Consider the following 21,632-nt stretch of genomic DNA (forward strand, 5'->3'; position numbering starts at 1 on the left):
TTTTAGTCTTGCGCGTACTCGCTCATCGGCACGCAGGCGCAGAACAGGTTGCGGTCACCGTAGACGTTGTCGGCGCGGCCAACCGGCGGCCAGTACTTCTGCTTGCGCAGCGACGCCACCGGGTAGGCGGCCTGCTCACGCGTGTACTTGTGTTGCCAGTCATCGGCCATCACCACGGCAGCGGTGTGCGGCGCGTGCTTGAGCGGGTTGTCTTCGCGGTCGAATTCGCCCGAGATCACCTTGTCGACTTCGCCACGGATGGCGATCATCGCGTCGATGAAGCGGTCGAGTTCCACCTTCGGCTCGCTCTCGGTCGGCTCGATCATCAGCGTGCCCGGCACCGGGAAGCTCATCGTCGGTGCGTGGAAGCCGAAGTCCATCAGGCGCTTGGCGATGTCTTCGTTGCTGATGCCCGATTCCTTCTGCAGCGGACGGATGTCGAGAATGCACTCGTGCGCCACCAGATCGTGCGCGCCCGTGTACAGCACCGGGTAGTACGGGGCGAGACGCTTGGCCACGTAGTTGGCCGACAGGATGGCCGTCTCGGTCGCAGCCGTCAGGCCCGCCGCGCCCATCATGGCGATGTACATCCACGAGATCGGCAGGATCGACGCCGAACCGAATGCCGCAGCCGACACGTTGCCGATGTTCTGGCTGGCGTCTTCACCCGACGCTGCGCGACCCGGCAGGAACGGTGCGAGGTGCGCACCCACAGCCACCGGACCGACGCCCGGGCCGCCACCGCCGTGCGGAATGCAGAACGTCTTGTGCAGATTCAGGTGCGAGACATCGCCGCCGAAGTGGCCCGGCGCTGCGGTGCCAACCATGGCGTTCATGTTGGCGCCGTCCACGTAGACCTGGCCGCCGTGGCTGTGCACGATTTCGCAGACGCGCTTGACGCCTTCCTCGAACACGCCGTGCGTGGACGGGTAGGTGATCATGATCGCGGCGAGGTTCTTGCTGTGCTCGGCCGCCTTCTTTTCCAGATCGGCCAGGTCGACGTTGCCGCGCTCATCGCAGGCGACCACGACGACCTGCATGCCGGCCATCTGCGCCGATGCGGGGTTCGTACCGTGCGCCGACGACGGGATCAGGCACACGTTGCGGTGCCCTTCGCCGCGGCTGGCGTGGTAGGCGTGGATGATCAGCAGGCCGGCGTATTCGCCCTGCGAGCCGGCGTTCGGCTGCAGGCTCACGGCGGCGTAGCCGGTGGCGGCGCACAGCATCTGTTCGAGCTGGTCGATCATCTCGCGGTAGCCCACGGTCTGATCGGCCGGCGCGAACGGGTGGATGTTCGAGAACTCGGGCCACGTCACCGGCAGCATCTCGGCGGTGGCGTTGAGCTTCATCGTGCACGAGCCCAGCGGGATCATCGTGCGGTCGAGCGCCAGGTCCTTGTCGGCCAGGCTGCGCAGGTAGCGCAGCATTTCGTGCTCGGAGTGGTGGGCGTTGAACACCGGGTGCGTCAGGTACGCGCTCTGGCGGACGAGCGACGCCGGGTACGCATCGGCGACGGCGGCTTCGGTCTTGTCGAAGTCCGGTGCGGTAGCGTGGGCGGCGTGCGCGAAGATGTCCCACAGCGCAACGACGTCGGCGCGCGTGACGGTCTCGTCCAGCGAGATGCCCAGGCGCGCATCGTCGATCTGGCGCAGGTTGATGCCGTGCGCCTGTGCAGCGATGTGCAGGTTGGCGGTGCGCGGGCCGGTAGCGACGGTCAGCGTATCGAAGAAAGCGTCCGATTCCAGCGTGTAGCCGACCGCGCGCAGGCCGGCGGCCAGCGTGGCGGTCAGGCGGTGCACGCGCTGGGCGATGCGCTTCAGGCCCTGCGGGCCGTGGTAGACGGCGTACATCGACGCCATCACGCCCAGCAGCACCTGCGCGGTACAGATGTTCGAGGTGGCCTTTTCACGGCGGATATGCTGCTCGCGCGTCTGCAGCGCGAGGCGGTACGCCGAGTTGCCTTGCGCATCGATCGTCACGCCGACGAGGCGGCCCGGCATCGAACGCTTGAACGCATCACGCACGGCCATGTAGCCGGCGTGCGGGCCGCCGAAACCGAACGGCACGCCAAAGCGTTGCGTGTTGCCGATCACCACGTCGGCACCCCATTCGCCCGGCGCGGCCAGCAGCGTGAGCGCCAGCAGATCGGCGGCGGCAACGACCAGGCCGCCGGCAGCGTGCACGGCATCGGTCAGCGCTTGGTACGTTGCCAGATCGCCCAGCAGCGCACCGTTGGCGCCCGGGTATTGCAGCAGCACGCCAAAGGCGTCGTGCTTGGCAGCGTCTGCTGCCGGGCCCGTCACCACTTGCACGCCGATCGGCTCGGCGCGCGTGCGCACGACTTCCAGCGTTTGCGGCAGCACGTCGTCGGCCACGAAGAACACGGTCGACTTCGACTTGCCGATGCGTTGCAGCAACGTCATCGCTTCAGCGGCGGCGGTGGCTTCATCCAGCATCGACGCGTTGGCGATGTCCATGGCCGTCAGGTCGATCACCATCTGCTGGAAGTTCAGCATCGCTTCCAGACGGCCCTGCGAGATTTCCGGCTGATACGGCGTGTAAGCCGTGTACCAGGCCGGGTTCTCCAGGATGTTGCGCAGGATCACGCCCGGTGTGTGCGTGCCGTAATAGCCCTGGCCGATCAGGCTCTTGACCACGCGGTTCTGTCCGGCGATGCCGCGCAGCTTGACCAGTGCGGCTTCTTCGGTCAGCGGCTGCGTGAATTCGCCCAGCGGCATTACGTCTTGGCGGCGGATGGCAGCGGGGATCACGGCGTCGATCAGCGCGGCGCGGCTGGCGTAGCCGAGCGTGCCGAGCATCTGGGCCTGCTCGTCGGCAGACGGGCCGATGTGGCGGTGCGAGAAGGCGTCGCGCGCCTCCAGGTCAGCCAAAGAGGGGCGTTCGGCGGACAGCGCCGAGGAAGCGGGGTGCGGAGCGTTCATGGCAAGGGCTTGAAATTCAGGCAATGCAGCAAAAAGCCGATGCGCGGCGCAGGTCAGGGCGCGCACATCGGCTTGAAGGACCGGCTTAGCCGATCTTGGCGGTGTACTGCTCGGCCGACAGCAGGGCGTTCACGTCGTCGGCGTTGGTCGGCTTGATCTTGAACAGCCACGCGGCGTAGGCGTCGGCGTTGACCGACTCCGGTGCGCCAGCAGCATCCTCATTCTTGGCGACGATCTCGCCCGACACCGGGGCGTAGATGTCGGAGGCAGCCTTGACCGATTCCACCACGGCAATCGCTTCGTCCTTGGCGACGGTGCGGCCGGCGTCCGGCAGCTCGAGGAACACGATGTCGCCCAGCGCGTCTTGCGCGAAGTCGGTGATGCCGATGGTCAGCGTGCCGTCGGCTTCAACGCGGATCCACTCGTCGTGTTCGGTGTACTTCAGATCGGCGGGGATGTTGCTCATGAAAGGTTCTCCGGAAGATTTGGAATGATTGGAATTCGGGTTCAGCTGACCAGCGCCTTGCCATTGCGCACGAACGGCAGTTTAACCACAGTCGCGGTCAACTTGCGGTCGCGGATCTCGACCTGTACGTCGGTGCCGATGGCCACGTCCTTGGGCAGGCGCGCCAGCGCGATGGAGAGCGACAGGCTCGGGCTGAACGTGCCGCTGGTGATCTCGCCATCACCGGCGGGGGTGATGACCTTCTGGTGGGCGCGCAGCACGCCGCCCTTGTCGCGCAGGATCAGGCCGACGAACTGCTCGCGCTGACCGCCGGCTTGCAGCGCAGCCTTGCCGATGAAGTCGCGTTCGCTTTGCAGGTCAACCGTCCAGGCCAGACCCGCGTCCAGCGGCGAGACGTGCTCGTCCATGTCCTGGCCGTAGAGATTCATGCCGGCTTCCAGGCGCAGCGTGTCACGCGCACCCAGACCGGCCGGGCGGACGCCGGCCTGCAGCAGGCGCTCCCACACGCCGGCGATCTGCGAGGCGGGCACGACCAGCTCGAAGCCGTCTTCACCGGTGTAGCCGGTACGCGCGACCATGATCTCGCCCACGCCATCCACGGTAACGAAGCCCGCGTTGAACGGCTTGAGCGCCTCGCCCACGGCCTGCGTGCCGGGCAGTGCGGCGTACGTCTTGGCGCGGGCGTTCGGCCCCTGCACGGCGAGGATGCCCAGCGGCTCGGCGCCAGCGTTGTTGTCCGAGCGGCGCGGCGTGATGGTCACGTTGGTGCCGGCAGCGGCGTTCTGGGCGACGATCCACTCCAGGTCGGTCGGCGCGGTGCCGGCGTTGACCACCAGGCGGAACCAGTCTTCGCGGAAGAAATAGACGATCAGGTCGTCGATCACGCCGCCCTTGGGGTTGAGCATGCAGCTGTAAAGCGCCTTGCCCGGGGTTTGCAGCTTGTCGACGTTGTTGGCCAGCAGCCCACGCAGGAAATCGCGCACGCGCGCGCCGGTGAGGTCGACCACGCACATGTGCGAGACGTCGAAGATGCCGGCGTCTTGGCGCACGGCGTGGTGTTCTTCGATCTGGGAGCCGTAGTTGACGGGCATGTCCCAGCCGCCAAAGTCGACCATGCGGGCGCCCAGCGAGCGGTGGATGGCGTTGAGCGGCGTGTGTTGGAGCGTCATGGAATCTCTCGGCTGAGTGCGCCGCCGGTGGCCTGGGCGCGGCGCATGGATCGGGGACCAAAAAGCAAAAAAGCCACCCGCGCAGCCTGCTTCCTCATGGTGACGCCATGAAAATATAAGCTGCGCGGATGGCCCCTCTGTCCTTGGTACCTGAGAGATTGCGAGCAGAGCGCATAGCGGTGCGCGCCGTTCGTGAGCCCCTTCGGTGGGCGCCTGCAGTGGTCGTGCAGCGCCAGCTCTCCAGAGTGCGGTCAGACGCATGTCTGGCCGATCCACCCGGTCCTGGATGCCTGAGAGTTTTCGGGTGCTACCCCTTCGGCGGTGCCTGGCCGTGTGCGGCGGGCACGCTCTCCCGGATGGATGGGCGGAATTTACGGAAGGGGGCTGGGATTGTCAATCAGGGCAAGTCGGCGGCGCTTTTTGGCAGCAATGCTGCCCAAAAAACTGGCCGCACTTCGTGGGACGTGTCAAGGCACGTGAGCCGTGTAACGCCATCGGAAAAAGCGAGGGGCACAAACGATTGCGCCCATAAAAAGAAACGGGCGTGCAGTGGAGACCCGCGCGCCCGTTTTACTTCACACCATCAACGACGGTGGGTTACCAGCCGAAACCAGCGCCCACGCCCACGTTGTACTCCTTGCCGCCAGCGGTAGAACCGCCGATCGTCACCGTGGCGCGCGAGCCGACCTTGCGCTGGTAGCCGATCGCCAATGCGGTTTCACCGCGATACAGACCCGTGCCGATGGCCATGCGGTTGTCGGTCTGCAGACCGGCCGCGCTGGCAATCATGGTCGACATGGCTGCGTTCATGGCGCCTACGCGGTTGACCTTGCTGTCGATCTGGCTGACTTGGTTCTGCAGGTTGCCGACGCTGTTTTGCACGCCTGCAATTTGACGATCCATTTGTGCCTTGTTGACCGCATCGGTGGGGTTCGTACCTTCCGCAACGTTGGTAATGGCGCGTTCGTTGCCAACGGAGCCGACGGACACCGTGTTGGCCGTATCCGCGATCGAGCCGGCACCCAAGGCGACGCTGTTGTCTGCGGTTGCCCGGGCATTGGCGCCCGTCGCCGTGGAGTTTTGGCCCTTGGCAACCGCGTTGGCGCCCGATGCCGTGGCGTAGGTACCCGATGCTACGGCCTCCTCCTTCTGGCCGGGATTACCGTTGTTTGCACCGCTACCGGAGAACTTGTCGTTGGCAGCGCTACCGCCGCCGACGCTGCTGCCTTCCAGGGTGAAAACGCGGTTATCCAACTTCGAGAGTGCATCGCCCACAGTGGTCGACTGGTCGCCATTCCGGAAGGTGTAGGTCGGGCCGGTCCACACACCGTTGTTGAACCCAGCACCGCCGCCCAACGCGCTACCTACGCCATTGAGCTGGCTGAAGTTGACGGCGTCATTGGCATTCACGCCATTGGCGATGTTCGACAGCTTGACCGGTGCCGTTGCCGGAACCATGGCGCCCGTACCATCGTCCTTCAGGCCACCCAGAGTAACGCTGTCCTTCTTATCGCTGTCGTATGTCACAACGTTGGCCAGTTTTCCATCACTGCCCACCAGACCTGCGTCTTTGAGCTGCTTGACGTTGACGGCGTCAGTGTCGTCCGTACCGGCTGCCACGTTCTTGATCTGCACGGGGCCCGTGCCAGTCGCCGGGTTCGTGAGGGTGATGGTGTTGCCCGCAGCGTCGTACTGAACAGAGTTGGCGGCAGCCTTTGCAGCCTGCTCAGCCGTGCTCTTGACGTCGAACAGTTGGCCACCGTTGACAGCGTCCTTGCTGTCCGAAGCCACTGCACCATCGGCCACGTTCGAGAGCTTGACCGGTGTGCCGACATTGCCCAGCGTGACGCTATTCTTGGCTGCACTGTCGTACTGCACGGCAGTGTCGGCCACGGCCTTGACGCTGTCGAGCTGGCTCTTGTTTACGGCGTCGGTGTCAGCCGTGCCGGCAGCCACGTTCTTGATCTGCACGGGGCCAGTACCAGTCGCCGGGTTCGTGAGAGTGATGGTGTCGCCAGCAGCGTCGTACTGGACCGAGTTGTTCGCCTTGGTGGCGGCCTGTTCAGCCGTGTTCTTGACGTCGCTCAACTGACTGAAGTTGACGGCGTCAGTGGCGTTCGTGCCAGCCGTTACGTTGGTCAGCTTGCGCGTGATGGGGCTGCCGTCCGCGCCCTTGCCGCCGAAGTTCACTGCGTCGCCATCGGTGTCTTTTGCTACGGTGATCTCAGCGCCAGCCGTGGCCTGTTGGACCATGCCGGCCGTGCCGTTGGTCAGGTTGGCGATGTCGGTGGTGTTGTTGACGATGCTGGCGGTGTTACCCTTGATCCGGTCATCCAAGTTGCCCAGCGCGCCTGGCACGGTGGAGTACGTTGTGCCTCCCTTGCTGTCTGCGCCCAGCGTGTATGTCGGGGCAACAATCGCGCCTGTCACACTGTTGATACGCCCACCGAGCGCGGTGAGAGCACCGTTGAGCTGATTGACGGTCACGGCATCGGTTGTACCAACACCGTTCTCAATACCCGTGAGGCGACGGTTTTGGCCCGCTACGTTGGAGAAACTGACGGAGCCCCCGGTCACGCTGCTGCCGATATTGATCGGCCCCCCACCGTCCGGCTGCTCGATCAGAACTTGCGCCATCGCCCCAGGCGCAGAAAACAATGCTGCGCTTGCGATCAGCGCGGCGCCCACTGGCCGCACAACGGAACGCCCCTTGCCGCGCCCACGCGCGATCTCCGAAACCGCCATCCATACGCCAGTCGCCTTGTTGAACACAACGCGATATGCCTTGTTCATATCAATCCCCCCTGCGGGAATAAAAGTGGAATTCCGAGCCGATCCATGTCATTGATCGGCGGCCGCAGAGTCTGGAGAAATCGAGGGATGAGTTCCGTCGATTTGTATGGCAATCGCAATGAATTGCGGAAATTGAAGAATCAGAAAGCGCTGATAACACGCGGCATCCTGTGCGCCGTGTTGCTGTCCGTGACACCGTTGACGCGATGTGACGCGATTTTCTCCGTTACGAAAAATCCCAAAGATCGGCAAATTCTTATTTTTGGGTTTGACGCTGGCCAATCCATAGACGTTGGGTTGAACGCCAGGACGGTCAGCTTGCCGGTGAGCTCCAGCAGAGCATCTCAAAATCACCTGCAGGAACACGTCTGAAAATGCCTGACCGGTACGGCGCCGAGTCATGTGCGCGCCACGCCAGATGAGGCCCCAAGCCCTGTCGCCCGTGCGTGCTACCATCGCCCTCCGCTGTACCTTCCCGCCTGCTTTTCTCCGCCTGCCCCCATGTCTTCTGGTCTCGCCCACGGGCTCAACGCTGCCCAATCCGAAGGTGTGCACTACCTCGACGGCCCGTGTCTGGTGCTGGCCGGGGCGGGCTCCGGCAAGACGCGCGTGATCACGCAGAAGATCGCACACCTGATTCTCGACAAGGGCTTCGAGCCGAAGCACATCGCCGCCGTCACGTTCACCAACAAGGCGGCCAAGGAGATGCAGGAGCGCGTGGCCAAGCTGATGGACGGCCAGACGCGCGCTGACGGCAAGCGCATCCCCATCAAGCAGTTGACGGTGTGTACGTTCCACTCGCTGGGCGTGCAGATCCTGCGTGCGGAGGCCGAGCACGTGGGCCTGAAGCCGCGCTTCTCGATCATGGATTCAGACGACTGCTTCGGCATGATCCAGGAGCAGCTGGCGACCACCGACAAGCAACTGATCCGCCGCGTGCAGAGCACGATCTCGCTGTGGAAGAACGGTCTCGTCGATCCGGAAACCGCCATTGCCGAAGCGCTCGCCAACAACAACGTCGACGATCACCAGGCCGCGCTGGTCTACCGCAACTACGTCGCCACGCTGCATGCGTATCAGGCGGTGGACTTTGATGACCTGATCCGCATTCCCGCCGAGCTGTTCGCGCGCAATGAGGAAGTGCGCCTGAAGTGGCAGAACCGCCTGCGCTACTTCCTCGTCGATGAGTACCAAGACACCAACGCCTGCCAGTACCAGCTGCTGAAGCTGCTGGCGGGTGGCTCGCACCTGCGTGCGCCGGCCTTCACGGCGGTGGGCGATGACGACCAGGCTATCTACGGCTGGCGCGGCGCCACGCTCGACAACCTCAAGCTGCTGCAGACGGATTTTCCGAACCTGAAGGTGATCAAGCTGGAGCAGAACTACCGCTCCACGGTGCGCATCCTGAACGCCGCCAACGCGGTCATCGCGCAGAACCCGAAGCTGTTCGAGAAGACGCTGTGGAGCGAGCACGGCATGGGCGACGCCATCAACGTGACGAGCGCCAACGACGAGGAGCACGAAGCCGAGAGCGTGGTCTTCAAGCTCTCCGCGCACAAGTTCGAGCGTCGCGCGCAGTTTCGGGATTACGCGATCCTGTATCGCGGCAACTTCCAGGCGCGCCTGTTCGAGCAGATCCTGCGGCGTGAGCGCATTCCGTATGTGCTCTCGGGTGGGCAGAGCTTTTTCGACAAGGCCGAGATCAAGGACTTGTGTGCGTACCTGCGGCTGATTGCCAATGCGGACGATGACCCCGCCTTCATCCGCGCCATCACCACGCCCAAGCGCGGCGTGGGCAATGCGACGCTGGAAGTGCTGGGTTCGTTCGCGGGGCAGGCCAAGGTGTCGCTGTTTGAGGCGGCGATGATGGGTGGCATCGAAGGGCAACTCGCACCGCGCCAGTTGGAGCCGCTGCGGGTGTTCTGCGAATTCATCGTGCGGCTGTCGGACCGCGCCGCCAAGGAGCCCGCCGCCACGCTGCTCGACGAGATGATGGGCGGCATCCACTACGAGGCCTACCTGTACGACACGTACGACGAGCGCCAGGCCCAGAACAAGTGGACCAACGTGCTGGAGTTTGTGGACTGGCTCAAGCGCAAGGGCACCAAGCCCGAGAAAGAAGACGCTGAAGAGGCCACCGGTTTCGACAATGCCGATGGTTTGATGGACGAAGGCAAGAACCTGCTGGAGCTCACGCAGACCATCGCGCTGATCAGCATGCTCGAAGGCCGGGAAGAGGACCCGGATGCGGTGCGCCTTTCCACGCTGCATGCGAGCAAGGGGCTGGAGTATCCGCACGTGTTTCTCGTGGGCGTGGAGGAGGGCATCCTCCCGCACTGCCGTGAGGACGACGACTTGACCGACGAGAAGATCGAAGAAGAGCGGCGGCTGATGTACGTGGGGATTACGCGGGCGCAGCGCAGCTTGCATATCAGTTGGTGCAAGAAGCGCAAGCGCGCGCGGGAGACGGTGGTGTGTGAGCCGTCGCGTTACATCGCTGAGATGAAGCTTGGGGATGATGCTGGGCCGACGCCCGAGGATTCGATGCCGGCGATGTCGCCTAAGGATCGGTTGGGGGCACTGAAGGGGTTGTTGGCGGCTAAAAAACCCGTGGCGACTTGAATCGGTTGCGGTTCGTCCCTGGTTTCATCCCCTGCCGGGGCTGACTCACTTTTCTTTGTCTTGCCAAAGAAAGTAAGCAAAGAAAGGCGCGCCCGAGATGGTAACACCCCCTTGAATTTGTGTGACCGTGCGGGGAAGGAGGCAAACTCGCTTCGCTCAGACAAGCCTCCTTCCTTTTTCCGCCCGCTCACAAAAATTCAAGGCGCCATCAAGGGCTCAACGTCAAAAGAAAAAGGCCAACCCATCGCGAAATTGGCCTTTGTCGTTCTGGCTGGCGTCCAGATGGTTTGGCTTCTGCTTTTGACTTTCCTGCCCTATGCGGCGCCTTGAATTTCTGTTGCAAGGAGGAAAAAGAGAGGAGGCTGTCTGAGCGCAGCGAGTTTGCCTCCTCTCCCTCCTTGCGACATAAATTCAAGGAGTCTTTCGCCGCATCGGGCGCGCCTTTCTTTGCTTACTTTCTTTGGCAAGACAAAGAAAGTGAGTCGACACCGGCAGGGGGCGAAAGGGGGGGCAGACCACTAACGCTCAATTCCCCGTCCCCTGGATGTAGTTCAAATCCACAAACTCACTCCCCCGATTCCCCCGAGTGAAATCCAAGGTAAATCCCCCCACATCCGCACGCGTCTGCAGCGCGCGCCGCAACTCAGCCCCGGCCGCTTTGCCACCCACCGCATTCATCGCCTGAATCAGATACGTGGCCGCGATATAACCCGACAACGTTGCCCCTGAGGGCGGCTCATCCAGAAACTGCTTCATGCGTGCAATGTGCTCGCGCGTGATCTTGGTGTTGCCGACAGCTGGGTTGGGTACGGTCTGCGCGAGCAGCATGCCGCCGCTGTAGTCGGTGCCGAGAATTTCACGCGCCACCTGCGGATTGACCGAGGAGAGCCCGACTAGGAAGCCATACCACCCATGCTGCGCCAATGCGCGGCCAACGCTGGCGTAGGCGAGGGTGTCGCCTGCGACGATGATGGCAGTCGGCTTGGTGGGGGCGATGCGTGCGGCCAGTTCACCCGGATCGCCCGTCAGGGTGTAGAGATCGAGCGTCTCGGCAACATCCCCCTTGGCGGGCGGTGTGGCTGCCAGCGTGTTGCGCAGGCGCGCGCCGAGTTGCGGATCGAACCCCGCAGTGGTGACCAGCGCGATGCGCCGCATGCCGAACTGGCGCAGGCGGTTGTGGGCGGCGACGATCTCGTGGTCGTAGTCGGGGCGGATGAACCAGACGTTGTCGGACGTGGACGTGGCGCCAGAGAGCGGTGCCAGCAGCGGCACATTGCGCCGCGCGATCTCCGCAGACGCGGTCAGCGCGGGCAACAGGCGCTCACTCACGCCAAAGAGCACTTCCACGCGATCGCGCTCGATCATGTCGATGGCCTGCGGCACCGCTTCGGGCTGTTCGACGTCGCGGCGGATCAGACTGATGCGCCGGCCCTTGATACCACCGCTCAGGTTGGCCGCATCAAACGCGACCTTGGCGCCGGCCATGAAGTCGCGCGCGTAGTCGGCCTGGGCGCCTCCGCGCTCGACCAACTGTCCGACAACGAAGGTGGTATTGCCTTGCGCATGCGCCGTCAGCGTCACAACGGCGGTTGCGCAGGCGAATGCGCACGCGCAGCGGCGTGCCAGTGTCTGCCACATCATGCTTCCCCCAAAGACGAATCGACGGCGCGTTGTTCTTGTTGTGATCAGCCTGGCAGGCCGGGTGCGCGCCAATCGCCGATGTTAGACAGTGCAACGTGACAGATCAGTGAAGTTCAGCCCCTCCTGATGGAGGGATTGGCGCGTTTGAACCCGCATTGACCGACGTTGACACATATCAACGCGCCGCCGATAGCGCAGGCATAGCATCAACCATCGCCCTCGCACCCCACGCCCCATGTTCCCCTTTGCCCAACCGGCCGCCGAGGATGCGGCCGCCAATGACGCCGCCTTCCGTTGGTCTGCACCGCAAGTACGTGCGCTGGCGCAGCGCTTTGATACGCACGGCCCGCGCTACACGTCGTACCCCACAGCGGACCGTTTCCACAACGGCTTCAGCAACGCGGCCTACCTCGATGCACTGCACCGCCGCGCCGCGATTGCGCCAGCGCTGCATGCACCGCTGTCGCTGTACATGCATCTGCCGTTCTGCGCGAACCTCTGCTACTACTGCGGCTGCAACAAGGTCATCACCAAGGACCACTCGCGCAGCGCGCGCTACATCCGCGCCCTGGCGCAGGAGATGGCGCTCGTGGCCGGGCACATCGGCCCGCTGCGCCGCGTGACGCAACTCCACTGGGGCGGTGGCACACCCACCTTCCTCACGCACGATGAGATGCGCGCCGTGATGGCCGCCACGCGTACGCATTTCGATCTGATGCCCGACGCGGAAATCTCCGTCGAACTCGACCCGCGCCATGCAGACGATGCCACGCTGGAAGTGCTGGCCGACCTCGGCTTCAATCGCGCCAGCCTTGGCATTCAAGACTTTGATCCGGAGGTGCAGCGCGCCGTCCACCGCATCCAGAGCGTGGAAGACACGCGCCGCGTGGTGGACAGTGCGCGCCGCCTCGGTTTTGAATCGATCAGCTTCGATCTGATATACGGTTTGCCGCATCAGCGTACCGAGACCTTCAACGCCACGCTGGATCGCGTGCTGGAGATGGCGCCGGATCGGCTGTCTGTCTACAGCTATGCGCACCTGCCACACCTGTTCAAGCCGCAACGCCGCATCGACTTGCTCGCGCTGCCCACCGCCGACGAGAAGCTCGACCTGTTGGCGATGACGGTGGAGCGTCTGGTGGACGCAGGCTATGTCTATATCGGGATGGACCACTTCGCGCGGCCGGATGATGCGCTGGCGATTGCGCAGCGCGAAGGGCGCTTGCAGCGCAATTTCCAGGGCTATTCCACGCATGCTGATTGCGACCTGCTGGCCTTTGGCGTATCCGCCATCAGCCGTGTGGGCGATGTGTATGCGCAGAACGAGAAGGAGCTCGATGCGTACTACGCGCGCATCGATGCCAACGAGCTGCCGGTGCTGCGCGGCCTGTCGCTCACGCCGGACGACCACGTGCGGCGTGCGCTGATTGGCGAACTGATGTGCGGGTTCGAACTGGACATGCGCGCGTTTGGCGCGGCGCATGGGTTGGACTTCAAGCGCACCTTTGCCGATGAACTGGAGGCGCTGGCGCCGCTGGAAGAAGCCGGCCTGGTGAAGGTGGGCGACGAGCGCATCCTCATCACGCCGCAGGGGCGGCTGCTGGTGCGGCGTATCGCGATGGTGTTCGACGCGCATCTGCGTGCCGTTGGCACCGAGCGCGCGGTCGAGGCGCAGGGCAAGCCCGTCGCCTTCGTTCCGCGCTACTCCAAGGTGGTCTGACCGGCTGACCTGTATTAGGCCGTGGCCGGTTCCTGCGCAGTCGTTTCCGTTTGCGCGGTTGCGACCGTCTGCGGCCAGACTTCGGCCAGACGCAGCAGGTTGGTCGACCCTGCCTGACCAAACGGCATGCCCGCCGTGATGGCGATCTGGTCGCCCGACACGGCAAAGCCTTCACGCGCAGCGGCGCGGCAGGCCGCATCCACCATTTCATCCACGCTGTGCACGTCGGCGCTCACGGTGCTGTGCACGCCCCAGGTGATTGCCAGACGGCGCGCCGTATCCAGGCGCGGCGTGATGCTCACGATGGGTGCCAGCGGCCGTTCACGCGCGGCGCGCAGGCTGGTCTTGCCGCTGGACGTGTAGGTGACGGTGGCCACCGCCCCCAGGATGTGCGTCACGTCGCGCAGGGCCGCGCAGATGGCATCCTGGCGCGTCGGCAGCGGGGCCTGGTGTTGTGCGTCGATCAGGTTGCGGTAGAGCGGATCGCGCTCGGTCTCGGCAATGATGCGGTTCATGATGCTGACCGCGGCCACCGGGTGCTTGCCGCTGGCCGATTCGGCCGAGAGCATCACCGCATCGGTGCCGTCGTACACAGCCGTTGCCACATCGGAAGCTTCGGCGCGCGTGGGCACCGGTGCTTCGATCATCGATTCCAGCATCTGCGTGGCCACGACCACCGGCTTGCCGTGCTGACGCGCGATACGCAGGATGCGCTTCTGCACGCCGGGCACACGCTCGGGCGGCAGTTCCACGCCCAGGTCGCCGCGCGCGACCATCAGCGCGTCGGAGGCCTGCACGATGTCTTCCAGGTGCAGCAGCGCAGCGGGCTTCTCGATCTTGGAGAGCAGGCCGGCGCGGTCGCCGATGATCTCGCGTGCGGCGATCACGTCTTCGGCGCGCTGCACAAACGACAGGGCAATCCAGTCCACACCCAGCGACAGGGCGAACTCCAGGTCGCGCAAGTCTTTCTCGGTGAGTGCGGGGATGGGGATCACCGCGTCGGGTACGTTCACACCCTTGCGGTCCGACAGCGGACCGCCGTCGACCACGCGCGTGACGATGGCAGTTGGGTCGACGGCTTCCACGGCCAGGCGGATTTTGCCGTCATCGAGCAGCAGCGATTGGCCCGGTGCGGTGGCGGCGTACAGCTCGGGGTGTGGCAGGTGCACGCGGGTAACGTCGCCCGGCGTCGGGTCGCGGTCGAGCACGAAGCGGTCGCCGTTCTTGAGCACGACGCGGCCTTCGGCAAACGTGCCGATGCGCAGCTTCGGGCCTTGCATGTCGGCCAGGATGCCGATGGGGCGGCCGGTCTCTGCTTCCACCGCGCGTACGGTGTCGTAGCGCTTGCGGTGGTCTTCGTGCGAGCCGTGGCTGAAGTTCAGGCGGAAGACGTCTGCGCCGGCGTCGAAGAGGGCGCGGATGGTGTCTTTGTCGCTGCTGGCGGGGCCGAGGGTGGCGAGGATTTTGGTGTTGCGGAAGCGGCGCACTTTGGATGGCTCCGGTGGGTTGTTGTTTGGACCTGGGTGGTCCATCCCTCATTTCATCCCCTGCCGGGGCTGACTCACTTTCTTTGTCTTGCCAAAGAAAGTAAGCAAAGAAAGGCGCGCCCAAGATGGCGACACCCTCCTTGAATTTTCGTAACCGGGCGGAGACGGGGAAAACTCGCTTCGCTCAAACAGTTCCCCGTCTTTTTTCCGCCCGCTTACAAAAATTCAAGGCGCCATCTAGGGCAGAGGAAAAGCAAACCGTTGGTCTGCATGCCCTAGTGGCTCTTGTTTTTTGCTGCGATTTGCTGCTGCTTGCTGCGTGTGCTTACTACTACTGCGGTTGTGCCTCGATGGTTTGGCCTTTGACGTTCCTGCCCTTGATGGCGCCTTGAATTTCTGTTGCAGAGAGGAAAAGAGTGCAGGCCTGTTTGAGCGAAGCGAGTTGCCTGCACTCCCTCTCTGCGACAGAAATTCAAGGAGTCTTTCGCCATCTCGGGCGCGCCTTTCTTTGCTTACTTTCTTTGGCAAGACAAAGAAAGTGAGTCAGCCCCGGCAGGGGATGAAACAAGGGATGAACCAACAACACAGAAACCAAAGTCCATCCCCGCCACAAAGCAATATCAGGCGATGTCGTGGTTCGACATGATCTCAATCGCCCGGCACAGCGCCGAGTGATCCTGCTTACCCAGACCGTTGGCAGCACAGGTGTTGAACAGCTCCTGCGCCGTCGCCGTGTTCGGCAGTGCCACGCCCAGCGCCTTGGCACCTTGCAGCGCGAGGTTCAGATCCTTCTGGTGCAGTTCGATGCGGAAACCCGGATCAAACGTACGCTTGACCATGCGCTCGCCATGCACTTCCAGAATGCGCGAGTTGGCAAAGCCGCCCATCAGCGCCTGACGCACCTTTGCAGGGTCTGCACCAGCCTTCGATGCAAACAGCAGCGCTTCCGACACGGCCTGAATGTTCAGCGCCACGATGATCTGGTTGGCCACCTTGGTGGTCTGGCCATCACCGTTGCCGCCCACCAGCGTGATGTTCTTGCCCATCAGTTGGAACAGGGGCAGCGCGCGGTCGAATGCAGCTTGCTCGCCACCAACCATGATCGTCAGCGAGGCCGCCTTGGCACCCACTTCGCCACCCGACACCGGAGCGTCCAGGTATTGCGCGCCGGTCTTGTTGATGCGTGCAGCAAAGTCCTTCGTCGCGATCGGCGAGATCGAGCTCATGTCGACGACGATCTTGTTGGCAGCCGCATCCTTGCCTGCGTCCTTCAGCGCCTTGGCGACGCCCTTTTCGCTGAACAGCACGGCCTCAACGTGCGGGGTGTCCGGCACCATCACGAAGATGATGTCGGCACGCTTGGCGACTTCCTCGGCGCTCGTGCAGACCGTCACGCCAGCTTCCACCAATGCGGCCGGTGCCGGGTTGACGTCGTGCACGAACAGCGTGTGGCCCGCGGCGCGCAGGTGGCCTGCCATGGGCGCGCCCATGATGCCGAGACCGATGAAACCGAGGTTGAGTGCGTTTGCCATGGTGAGGGATCTCCTTGGTTTAAATGTGAGTGGTTTGACAGGCGGGCCGGTGGCCCACCTTCTTTAGCCCCCGGGGAGCGATGAACGCACCCACCGGGTCAAGGCGAACAGAAAATCAGGCGACGTGATGCGCGGCGCGCCAGCCCAGACCTTCCACGGTCCCGGCCTTGGGCTTGTACTCGCAGCCGACCCAGCCCTTGTAGCCAATCTCATCCAGCCAGCGGAACAGGAACTGGTAGTTGATCTCGCCCGTGCCCGGCTCGTTGCGGCCCGGGTTGTCGGCCAGTTGCACATGCTTGATCTTGTCCAGATGGCGCTTGAGCGTATTCGCCACTTCGCCTTCCATCCGCTGCATGTGATAGATGTCGTACTGCACGTACAGGTTGGACGCATCCACGTCGTTGATCAGGTCCAGCGCCTGCTGCGTGCGGCTCAGGTAGAAGCCGGGAATGTCGAACGTGTTGATCGGCTCGACCAGCAGATCAATCTTCTCGGCCTTCAGCGCCTTCGCTGCAAACTTCAGGTTCTCCACCAGCGTCTTGCGCGCAGCGTCTTCGCTCACGCCTTCCGGGCGAATCCCCACCAGGCAGTTGAGCTGCTTCACGCCGAGCACCTTGGCGTACTTGATGGCTTCGCCCACGCCTTCCTGAAACTCGCCCACGCGATCCGGCAGCACGGCAATGCCGCGCTCGCCGCCGTCCCAGTTACCGGCCGGCAGGTTGTGCAGCACCAGGTCCAGTTGGTAGGTGTTCAGCTTGTCGGCGATCTGGTCTGCGTGAAACGCGTAGGGGAACAGGAACTCCACGCCACGGAAGCCCGCACGGGCGGCGGCTTCGAAGCGGTCAAGGAAGGCCTGCTCGTTGAAGAGCATGGTCAGGTTGGCTGCCAGCTTTGTCATGTTTTCTCCTTTATCGGACGGTGAGGGAAAGACGCGCCGTCTTTATGCGGTGGCGCCTTCGGCTTCCGTGAGGGTGTCTTCCAGGTCGAGCACCTCTTCAAACTCGACCACGTTGTCGATCTCCGTGCCCATCGCGATGTTCGTCACGCGCTCGAGGATCACTTCCACCATCACCGGCACCGAGAACTCAGCCATCAGCTTGCGAGCCTGTGCGAAGGCCGGTTCGATGTCTTCCGGCTTGAACACGCGGATCGCCTTGCAACCGAGGCCTTCGACAACCTTCACGTGGTCGACGCCGTAGCCGTTCAGCTCAGGCGCGTTGACGTTGTCGAAGGCGAGCTGGACGCAGTAGTCCATGTCGAAGTTGCGCTGCGCCTGGCGGATCAAGCCCAGGTACGAGTTGTTCACCACCACGTGGATGTACGGCACCTTGAACTGCGCGGCCACCGCCATTTCTTCGATCATGAACTGGAAGTCGTAGTCACCCGAGATGGCGACCACGTCGCTGTTGGGCGAAGCCACCTTCACGCCGATCGCGGCGGGAATCGTCCAGCCCAGCGGGCCTGCCTGGCCGCAGTTGATCCAGTGGCGCGGCTGGTTGACCGACAGGAACTGCGCAGCAGCAATCTGCGACAGACCGATCGTCGACACGTAACGCACGTCGCGCGGGAAGTACTGGTTCATCTCGCGGTACACGCGCTGCGGCTTGACCGGCACGTTGTCGAAGTCCGAGCGACGCAGCATCGTGCGCTTGCGCTTCTGCACGTCGGCGTTCCACGACTTGCGGCAGGGCAGCTTGCCGGCAGCCTTCAGCTCGCGCGCCACTTCAATGAACTTCTCCAGCGCAGCACCAGCATCCGACACGATGCCCAGGTCCGGGCCGAACACGCGACCGATCTGCGTCGGTTCGATATCGACGTGGATGAACTTACGGCCCTTGGTGTAGACGTCGACGCTGCCGGTGTGACGGTTGGCCCAGCGGTTGCCGATGCCGAACACGAAGTCCGACGCCAGCAGCGTGGCGTTGCCGTAGCGGTGCGACGTTTGCAGACCGACCATGCCGGCGTTGAGCGGGTGGTCATCGGCCAGCACGCCCCAGCCCATCAGAGTCGGGACCACGGGCACGTTCACCAGCTCGGCAAACTCGACCATCAGCTTGGCCGCATCCGCGTTGATCACGCCGCCGCCACACACCAGCAGCGGGCGCTCGGCTGCGCACAGCATCTCAATAGCGCGCTCAGCCTGGGCACGCGTGGCCGCGGGCTTGTAGACCGGCATCGGGCTGTAGGTGTCGATGTCGAATTCGATCTCGGCGACTTGCACGTCGAACGGCAGGTCGATCAGCACCGGACCCGGGCGGCCCGAGCGCATCAGGTGGAACGCTTGCTGGAACACGCGCGGCACCAGCGCCGGCTCGCGCACGGTGACGGCCCACTTGGTGACTGGCTTGGCGATCGACTCGATGTCGACGGCCTGGAAGTCTTCCTTGTACAGGCGGGCGCGCGGCGCTTGACCAGTAATGCAGAGGATGGGAATCGAATCGGCCCAGGCCGAGTACAGGCCGGTGATCATGTCGGTGCCCGCCGGGCCCGAGGTGCCGATACACACGCCGATGTTGCCGGGTTCGGCACGGGTATAGCCCTCGGCCATGTGCGAAGCGCCTTCAACGTGGCGGGCCAGCACGTGGCTGATGTTGCCGGCCTTACGCAGCGCGGAATACAACGGGTTGATGGCGGCACCAGGCACGCCGAAGGCGGTGGTGATGCCTTCTTTTTCCATCACCGCAACTGCGGCGTCAATCGCTCTCATCTTCGGCATGGTGTGTCTCCAGGAAGGGGAAGGTGGGAATAAGGTTGAGCTGATCCTATTCCCGCATGCCGATATGGATAAACGCAGCTTTCGTCAGTTGATTGCGAACCTCTCGTATCGAATGGTTTTGCGTACCGCAGCAATCCGAGGCCAGGGAATCAGCCGGAGATGCCTGTCACCAAGCCAAATTCACGCGACTTTGTGCGGCGCAAAAACTCAAGGCCGCGCGTAACCATTGATCACATCACTGACAGTCATTTCAGTCATTCGTCACAGGTGATATGCGTTGGATAGCACCAATCCGCATATGGAATCCTCCATAAAATGGTCAGACATTGCGAACTGGAATGATGGAATGGACAAGCTCAAGCAGATCGAGGCGTTCATCGCCGTGGTGGAACACGGCAGCATGGCCGCCGCCGCGCTCACGCAGGACGTGACGCCCGTCATGATCGGCCGGCGCATCAACGCGCTGGAGGCGCGACTGGGCGTGAAGCTGCTGCACCGGTCCACGCGCCGCATTGCCGTGACAGAGCAGGGCGCGGTGTTCATGGAACAGTGCAAGAAGGCACTGGGCGAGCTGGACCGCGCCGAGCTGCTGGTGGCCGAAGGCCGCCACAAGGCGACGGGGCACCTGATCGTGTCCGCGCCGGCCGCGTTCGGCCGCAAGCACGTCGCGCCGCACGCGCCGGACTTCCTGCGCGCCAACCCCGATGTGCGCTGCTCGTTCAACCTGACCGACCGCGTGGTCGACCTGGTGCGCGAGGGCTACGACGTGGGCATCCGCATTGGTGGGGCGATCGACCCGAACTTCGTGGCGATCCGCCTGGCGTCGAACAAGCGCGTGGTGTGCGGCACGCCTGCGTACTTCGCCAAGCACGGCGTGCCGCGCACGCTGGACGATCTGGAGCGGCACAACTGCCTGGCCTTCAACCTGCAGGGCGGTCAACAGCGCGGCTGGTACTTCCAGCAGAACGGCAAGGCCGTCACCGTCAAGGTGAGCGGCAACCTCGACTGCAACGATGGTGAATTGCTGCACCGCTGGATGGGCGAGGGCCTGGGCCTGGGCTGGCGCTCAACCTGGGAGATCCAACCCGAGCTGGAATCCGGCGCGCTGATGACGGTGCTGGATGACTACGCGCTGCCTGACTACGACATCCTCGCCGTGTACCCGCAGCAGCGGCCGGTGCCGGCAAAGATTCGGTTCTTTATTGAGCACCTGAAGGCGGTGTATGCGCAGCCGGGGTATTGGTCGCGCGGCAGTTAAGTCAAGGCGCGGTCTGATCGACGTGACGCGGGTCGCTGGGAATCATGGCGGGCTAGCACGCTATGTGAGCCCCGCCGATGAAAACGTATAAAAAATACTATAAACTTATAAATCGTTCGCTGGTCGCATCATGAATGCGATCCAATGGACAACACGGGCTGCCAAGCAACTTCGGAAGCTGGATCGGCCACAACAGCAAGTGGTCGTGCGCGCGGTGGGCGGGCTTGCCGCCATGCCGGCGTGCCAGAACGTCAAGGCATTGGTTGAACACCAGTACGGCTACCGACTGCGTGTCGGCAACTACCGCGTGCTCTTCGACTGGGATGGCGACATCCGCGTGGTCGACATCCAAGAGGTGAGGAAACGTGATGAACGCACCTACTAACATCCAGATCATCAACGGTCCGGACGGCTCGCCGGCGTTCGTCGTCATTCCCTATGACGACTACCTCGCGGAGCGTGCCGAAGCCCGAGACTTGATTCCGCATGGGGTCATCGAACGCACAATCGAAGGCGCTTCGCCGGCCCGTGCTTGGCGTGAGCACCTGGGCCTGACGCAGGCCGAGATCGCAAAACGTCTGGGCATTTCGCAGCCTGCCTACGCACAGCAGGAGAACAGCGACAGGTTGCGCAAGTCATCCCGCGAAAAGATCGCAGGGGCACTTGGCATTCTTCCGGAGCAACTGGATTTCTAGCTCGCGATGATGACGCGCCCCTGCGTCAGATCCCGCAGCGCCACGCGCGCCGCTGCTTCACCCGTCACAGGCAGGCGCACGGTGAGCGTGACACCCGCATCGTAAGCAGCATCAAGCAACGCATAGCCACCATCATCGATCCACCGCCGGATACGCGCCTCATCGGCATAATCAGTAACCAGGGTGAGAGTGATGCGGGCGATGCGCTCCACGCGTTCGGCTTGCATGAGCGCGGTGGCAATGGCATCGGTATAGGCACGCACCAGCCCGCCCGCGCCGAGCTTCACGCCGCCGAAGTAACGCACCACGGCGCCCAGCGTGCTGTCCAGGTCGTGATGGCGCAGCACTTCGAGGATGGGGCGCCCTGCGGTGCCGGAGGGCTCACCATCATCCGACATGCCGGACTGCCCGCCCGCCAGCAGCGCCCAGCAAACGTGCGTGGCCGCCGGATGCTCAGCGCGCAGGCGTGCCACGACCTCCATGGCAGCGGCGCGGTCCTCGACCGGCACGGCCCATCCAATGAAACGGCTCTTCTTGATTTCCAGCTCGACCGAGACTGGCGCGCGCAGCGTATACGTCGGCACGCGCGTG

Annotated in this window: 16 protein-coding genes and 2 riboswitches; of the genes, 6 read left to right on the forward strand and 10 right to left on the reverse strand. The window is 63.6% G+C overall.

Annotated features, from left to right (window positions below; all coding sequences use genetic code 11):
* Nucleotides 1-2 precede the first annotated feature (2 nt).
* The 4 genes from gcvP to C404_RS54150 all read right to left on the reverse strand — a co-directional run bounded on the left by gcvP (nucleotide 3) and on the right by C404_RS54150 (nucleotide 7,370).
* Nucleotides 3-2,942, reverse strand: a complete 2,940-nt coding sequence (gene gcvP / locus C404_RS54135; protein ID WP_021197190.1) for an aminomethyl-transferring glycine dehydrogenase — start codon at nucleotides 2,940-2,942, stop codon at nucleotides 3-5.
* An 85-nt stretch (nucleotides 2,943-3,027) separates the two neighbouring features.
* Nucleotides 3,028-3,408: a glycine cleavage system protein GcvH gene (gene gcvH / locus C404_RS54140; protein ID WP_021197191.1), complete on the reverse strand. Its 381-nt coding sequence runs from the start codon at nucleotides 3,406-3,408 to the stop codon at nucleotides 3,028-3,030.
* A gap of 41 nt (nucleotides 3,409-3,449) precedes the next feature.
* Complete coding sequence (gene gcvT, locus C404_RS54145) at nucleotides 3,450-4,577, reverse strand: glycine cleavage system aminomethyltransferase GcvT (protein ID WP_021197192.1); 1,128 nt, start codon at nucleotides 4,575-4,577, stop codon at nucleotides 3,450-3,452.
* Nucleotides 4,578-4,704: 127 nt separating this feature from the next.
* Nucleotides 4,705-4,831, reverse strand: a riboswitch (glycine riboswitch).
* Between the two features lie 13 nt (nucleotides 4,832-4,844).
* Nucleotides 4,845-4,942: riboswitch (glycine riboswitch) on the reverse strand.
* 232 nt (nucleotides 4,943-5,174) lie between these two features.
* Nucleotides 5,175-7,370, reverse strand: a complete 2,196-nt coding sequence (locus tag C404_RS54150; protein ID WP_021197193.1) for an ESPR-type extended signal peptide-containing protein — start codon at nucleotides 7,368-7,370, stop codon at nucleotides 5,175-5,177.
* A gap of 87 nt (nucleotides 7,371-7,457) precedes the next feature.
* On the opposite strand from C404_RS54150, the gene C404_RS54155 reads away from it, so the two are divergent.
* Nucleotides 7,458-7,742 carry a hypothetical protein gene (locus tag C404_RS54155; RefSeq protein WP_021197194.1) on the forward strand — a complete coding sequence of 95 codons (285 nt, stop codon included), beginning with the start codon at nucleotides 7,458-7,460 and terminating at the stop codon, nucleotides 7,740-7,742.
* Nucleotides 7,743-7,871: 129 nt separating this feature from the next.
* Nucleotides 7,872-9,992, forward strand: a complete 2,121-nt coding sequence (locus C404_RS54160; RefSeq protein WP_031330082.1) for a UvrD-helicase domain-containing protein — start codon at nucleotides 7,872-7,874, stop codon at nucleotides 9,990-9,992.
* Nucleotides 9,993-10,517: 525 nt separating this feature from the next.
* Here the strand turns inward: C404_RS54160 and C404_RS54165 are convergent.
* Nucleotides 10,518-11,630: an ABC transporter substrate-binding protein gene (locus C404_RS54165; RefSeq protein WP_021197196.1), complete on the reverse strand. Its 1,113-nt coding sequence runs from the start codon at nucleotides 11,628-11,630 to the stop codon at nucleotides 10,518-10,520.
* 238 nt (nucleotides 11,631-11,868) lie between these two features.
* Between C404_RS54165 and hemN the strand changes: the two genes are divergently transcribed.
* A complete protein-coding gene (gene hemN / locus C404_RS54170; protein ID WP_021197197.1) occupies nucleotides 11,869-13,353 on the forward strand; it encodes an oxygen-independent coproporphyrinogen III oxidase in 1,485 nt (494 codons plus the stop codon).
* A gap of 14 nt (nucleotides 13,354-13,367) precedes the next feature.
* On the opposite strand, the gene pyk is transcribed toward hemN, so the two are convergent.
* The 4 genes from pyk to gcl all read right to left on the reverse strand — a co-directional run bounded on the left by pyk (nucleotide 13,368) and on the right by gcl (nucleotide 19,088).
* Nucleotides 13,368-14,840, reverse strand: coding sequence for a pyruvate kinase (gene pyk / locus C404_RS54175; protein WP_031330083.1), 1,473 nt, complete (start codon nucleotides 14,838-14,840; stop codon nucleotides 13,368-13,370).
* 620 nt (nucleotides 14,841-15,460) lie between these two features.
* Complete coding sequence (gene glxR, locus C404_RS54180; protein WP_021197199.1) at nucleotides 15,461-16,372, reverse strand: 2-hydroxy-3-oxopropionate reductase; 912 nt, start codon at nucleotides 16,370-16,372, stop codon at nucleotides 15,461-15,463.
* A gap of 115 nt (nucleotides 16,373-16,487) precedes the next feature.
* Nucleotides 16,488-17,270, reverse strand: a complete 783-nt coding sequence (gene hyi, locus C404_RS54185; protein ID WP_021197200.1) for a hydroxypyruvate isomerase — start codon at nucleotides 17,268-17,270, stop codon at nucleotides 16,488-16,490.
* Nucleotides 17,271-17,312: 42 nt separating this feature from the next.
* Nucleotides 17,313-19,088, reverse strand: coding sequence for a glyoxylate carboligase (gcl, locus tag C404_RS54190; RefSeq protein ID WP_021197201.1), 1,776 nt, complete (start codon nucleotides 19,086-19,088; stop codon nucleotides 17,313-17,315).
* 346 nt (nucleotides 19,089-19,434) lie between these two features.
* On the opposite strand from gcl, the gene C404_RS54195 reads away from it, so the two are divergent.
* The 3 genes from C404_RS54195 to C404_RS54200 all read left to right on the forward strand — a co-directional run bounded on the left by C404_RS54195 (nucleotide 19,435) and on the right by C404_RS54200 (nucleotide 21,041).
* Nucleotides 19,435-20,346, forward strand: a complete 912-nt coding sequence (locus C404_RS54195) for a LysR family transcriptional regulator (RefSeq protein ID WP_021197202.1) — start codon at nucleotides 19,435-19,437, stop codon at nucleotides 20,344-20,346.
* Nucleotides 20,347-20,476: 130 nt separating this feature from the next.
* Nucleotides 20,477-20,731: a type II toxin-antitoxin system RelE family toxin gene (locus tag C404_RS0130425; RefSeq protein ID WP_031330084.1), complete on the forward strand. Its 255-nt coding sequence runs from the start codon at nucleotides 20,477-20,479 to the stop codon at nucleotides 20,729-20,731.
* On the forward strand, nucleotides 20,715-21,041 hold the full coding sequence (locus C404_RS54200; protein ID WP_021197204.1) for a helix-turn-helix domain-containing protein: 327 nt from the start codon (nucleotides 20,715-20,717) through the stop codon (nucleotides 21,039-21,041). The genes C404_RS0130425 and C404_RS54200 overlap by 17 nt, the downstream gene beginning before the upstream one ends.
* Here the strand turns inward: C404_RS54200 and C404_RS54205 are convergent.
* Entirely contained in the window at nucleotides 21,038-21,625 is a 588-nt protein-coding gene (locus tag C404_RS54205; protein ID WP_031330085.1) for an IMPACT family protein, read from the reverse strand. The genes C404_RS54200 and C404_RS54205 overlap by 4 nt on opposite strands.
* Between the last annotated feature and the right edge of the window lie 7 nt (nucleotides 21,626-21,632).

It is taken from the genome of Ralstonia sp. AU12-08 (assembly GCF_000442475.1).
GTDB lineage: Bacteria > Pseudomonadota > Gammaproteobacteria > Burkholderiales > Burkholderiaceae > Ralstonia > Ralstonia insidiosa.

What these genes read in the sequence shown, in the direction of transcription:
- C404_RS54165 (WP_021197196.1), bottom strand. Translation starts at nt 11,630, where the DNA reads ATGTGGCAGACACTGGCACGCCGCTGCGCGTGCGCATTCGCCTGCGCA.
- glxR (WP_021197199.1), bottom strand. Translation starts at nt 16,372, where the DNA reads ATGGCAAACGCACTCAACCTCGGTTTCATCGGTCTCGGCATCATGGGC.
- C404_RS54200 (WP_021197204.1), top strand. Translation starts at nt 20,715, where the DNA reads ATGAACGCACCTACTAACATCCAGATCATCAACGGTCCGGACGGCTCG.
- C404_RS54150 (WP_021197193.1), bottom strand. Translation starts at nt 7,370, where the DNA reads ATGAACAAGGCATATCGCGTTGTGTTCAACAAGGCGACTGGCGTATGG.
- gcvT (WP_021197192.1), bottom strand. Translation starts at nt 4,577, where the DNA reads ATGACGCTCCAACACACGCCGCTCAACGCCATCCACCGCTCGCTGGGC.
- hemN (WP_021197197.1), top strand. Translation starts at nt 11,869, where the DNA reads ATGTTCCCCTTTGCCCAACCGGCCGCCGAGGATGCGGCCGCCAATGAC.
- gcl (WP_021197201.1), bottom strand. Translation starts at nt 19,088, where the DNA reads ATGCCGAAGATGAGAGCGATTGACGCCGCAGTTGCGGTGATGGAAAAA.
- C404_RS0130425 (WP_031330084.1), top strand. Translation starts at nt 20,477, where the DNA reads ATGAATGCGATCCAATGGACAACACGGGCTGCCAAGCAACTTCGGAAG.
- gcvH (WP_021197191.1), bottom strand. Translation starts at nt 3,408, where the DNA reads ATGAGCAACATCCCCGCCGATCTGAAGTACACCGAACACGACGAGTGG.
- gcvP (WP_021197190.1), bottom strand. Translation starts at nt 2,942, where the DNA reads ATGAACGCTCCGCACCCCGCTTCCTCGGCGCTGTCCGCCGAACGCCCC.
- C404_RS54195 (WP_021197202.1), top strand. Translation starts at nt 19,435, where the DNA reads ATGGACAAGCTCAAGCAGATCGAGGCGTTCATCGCCGTGGTGGAACAC.
- C404_RS54160 (WP_031330082.1), top strand. Translation starts at nt 7,872, where the DNA reads ATGTCTTCTGGTCTCGCCCACGGGCTCAACGCTGCCCAATCCGAAGGT.
- C404_RS54155 (WP_021197194.1), top strand. Translation starts at nt 7,458, where the DNA reads ATGAGTTCCGTCGATTTGTATGGCAATCGCAATGAATTGCGGAAATTG.
- hyi (WP_021197200.1), bottom strand. Translation starts at nt 17,270, where the DNA reads ATGACAAAGCTGGCAGCCAACCTGACCATGCTCTTCAACGAGCAGGCC.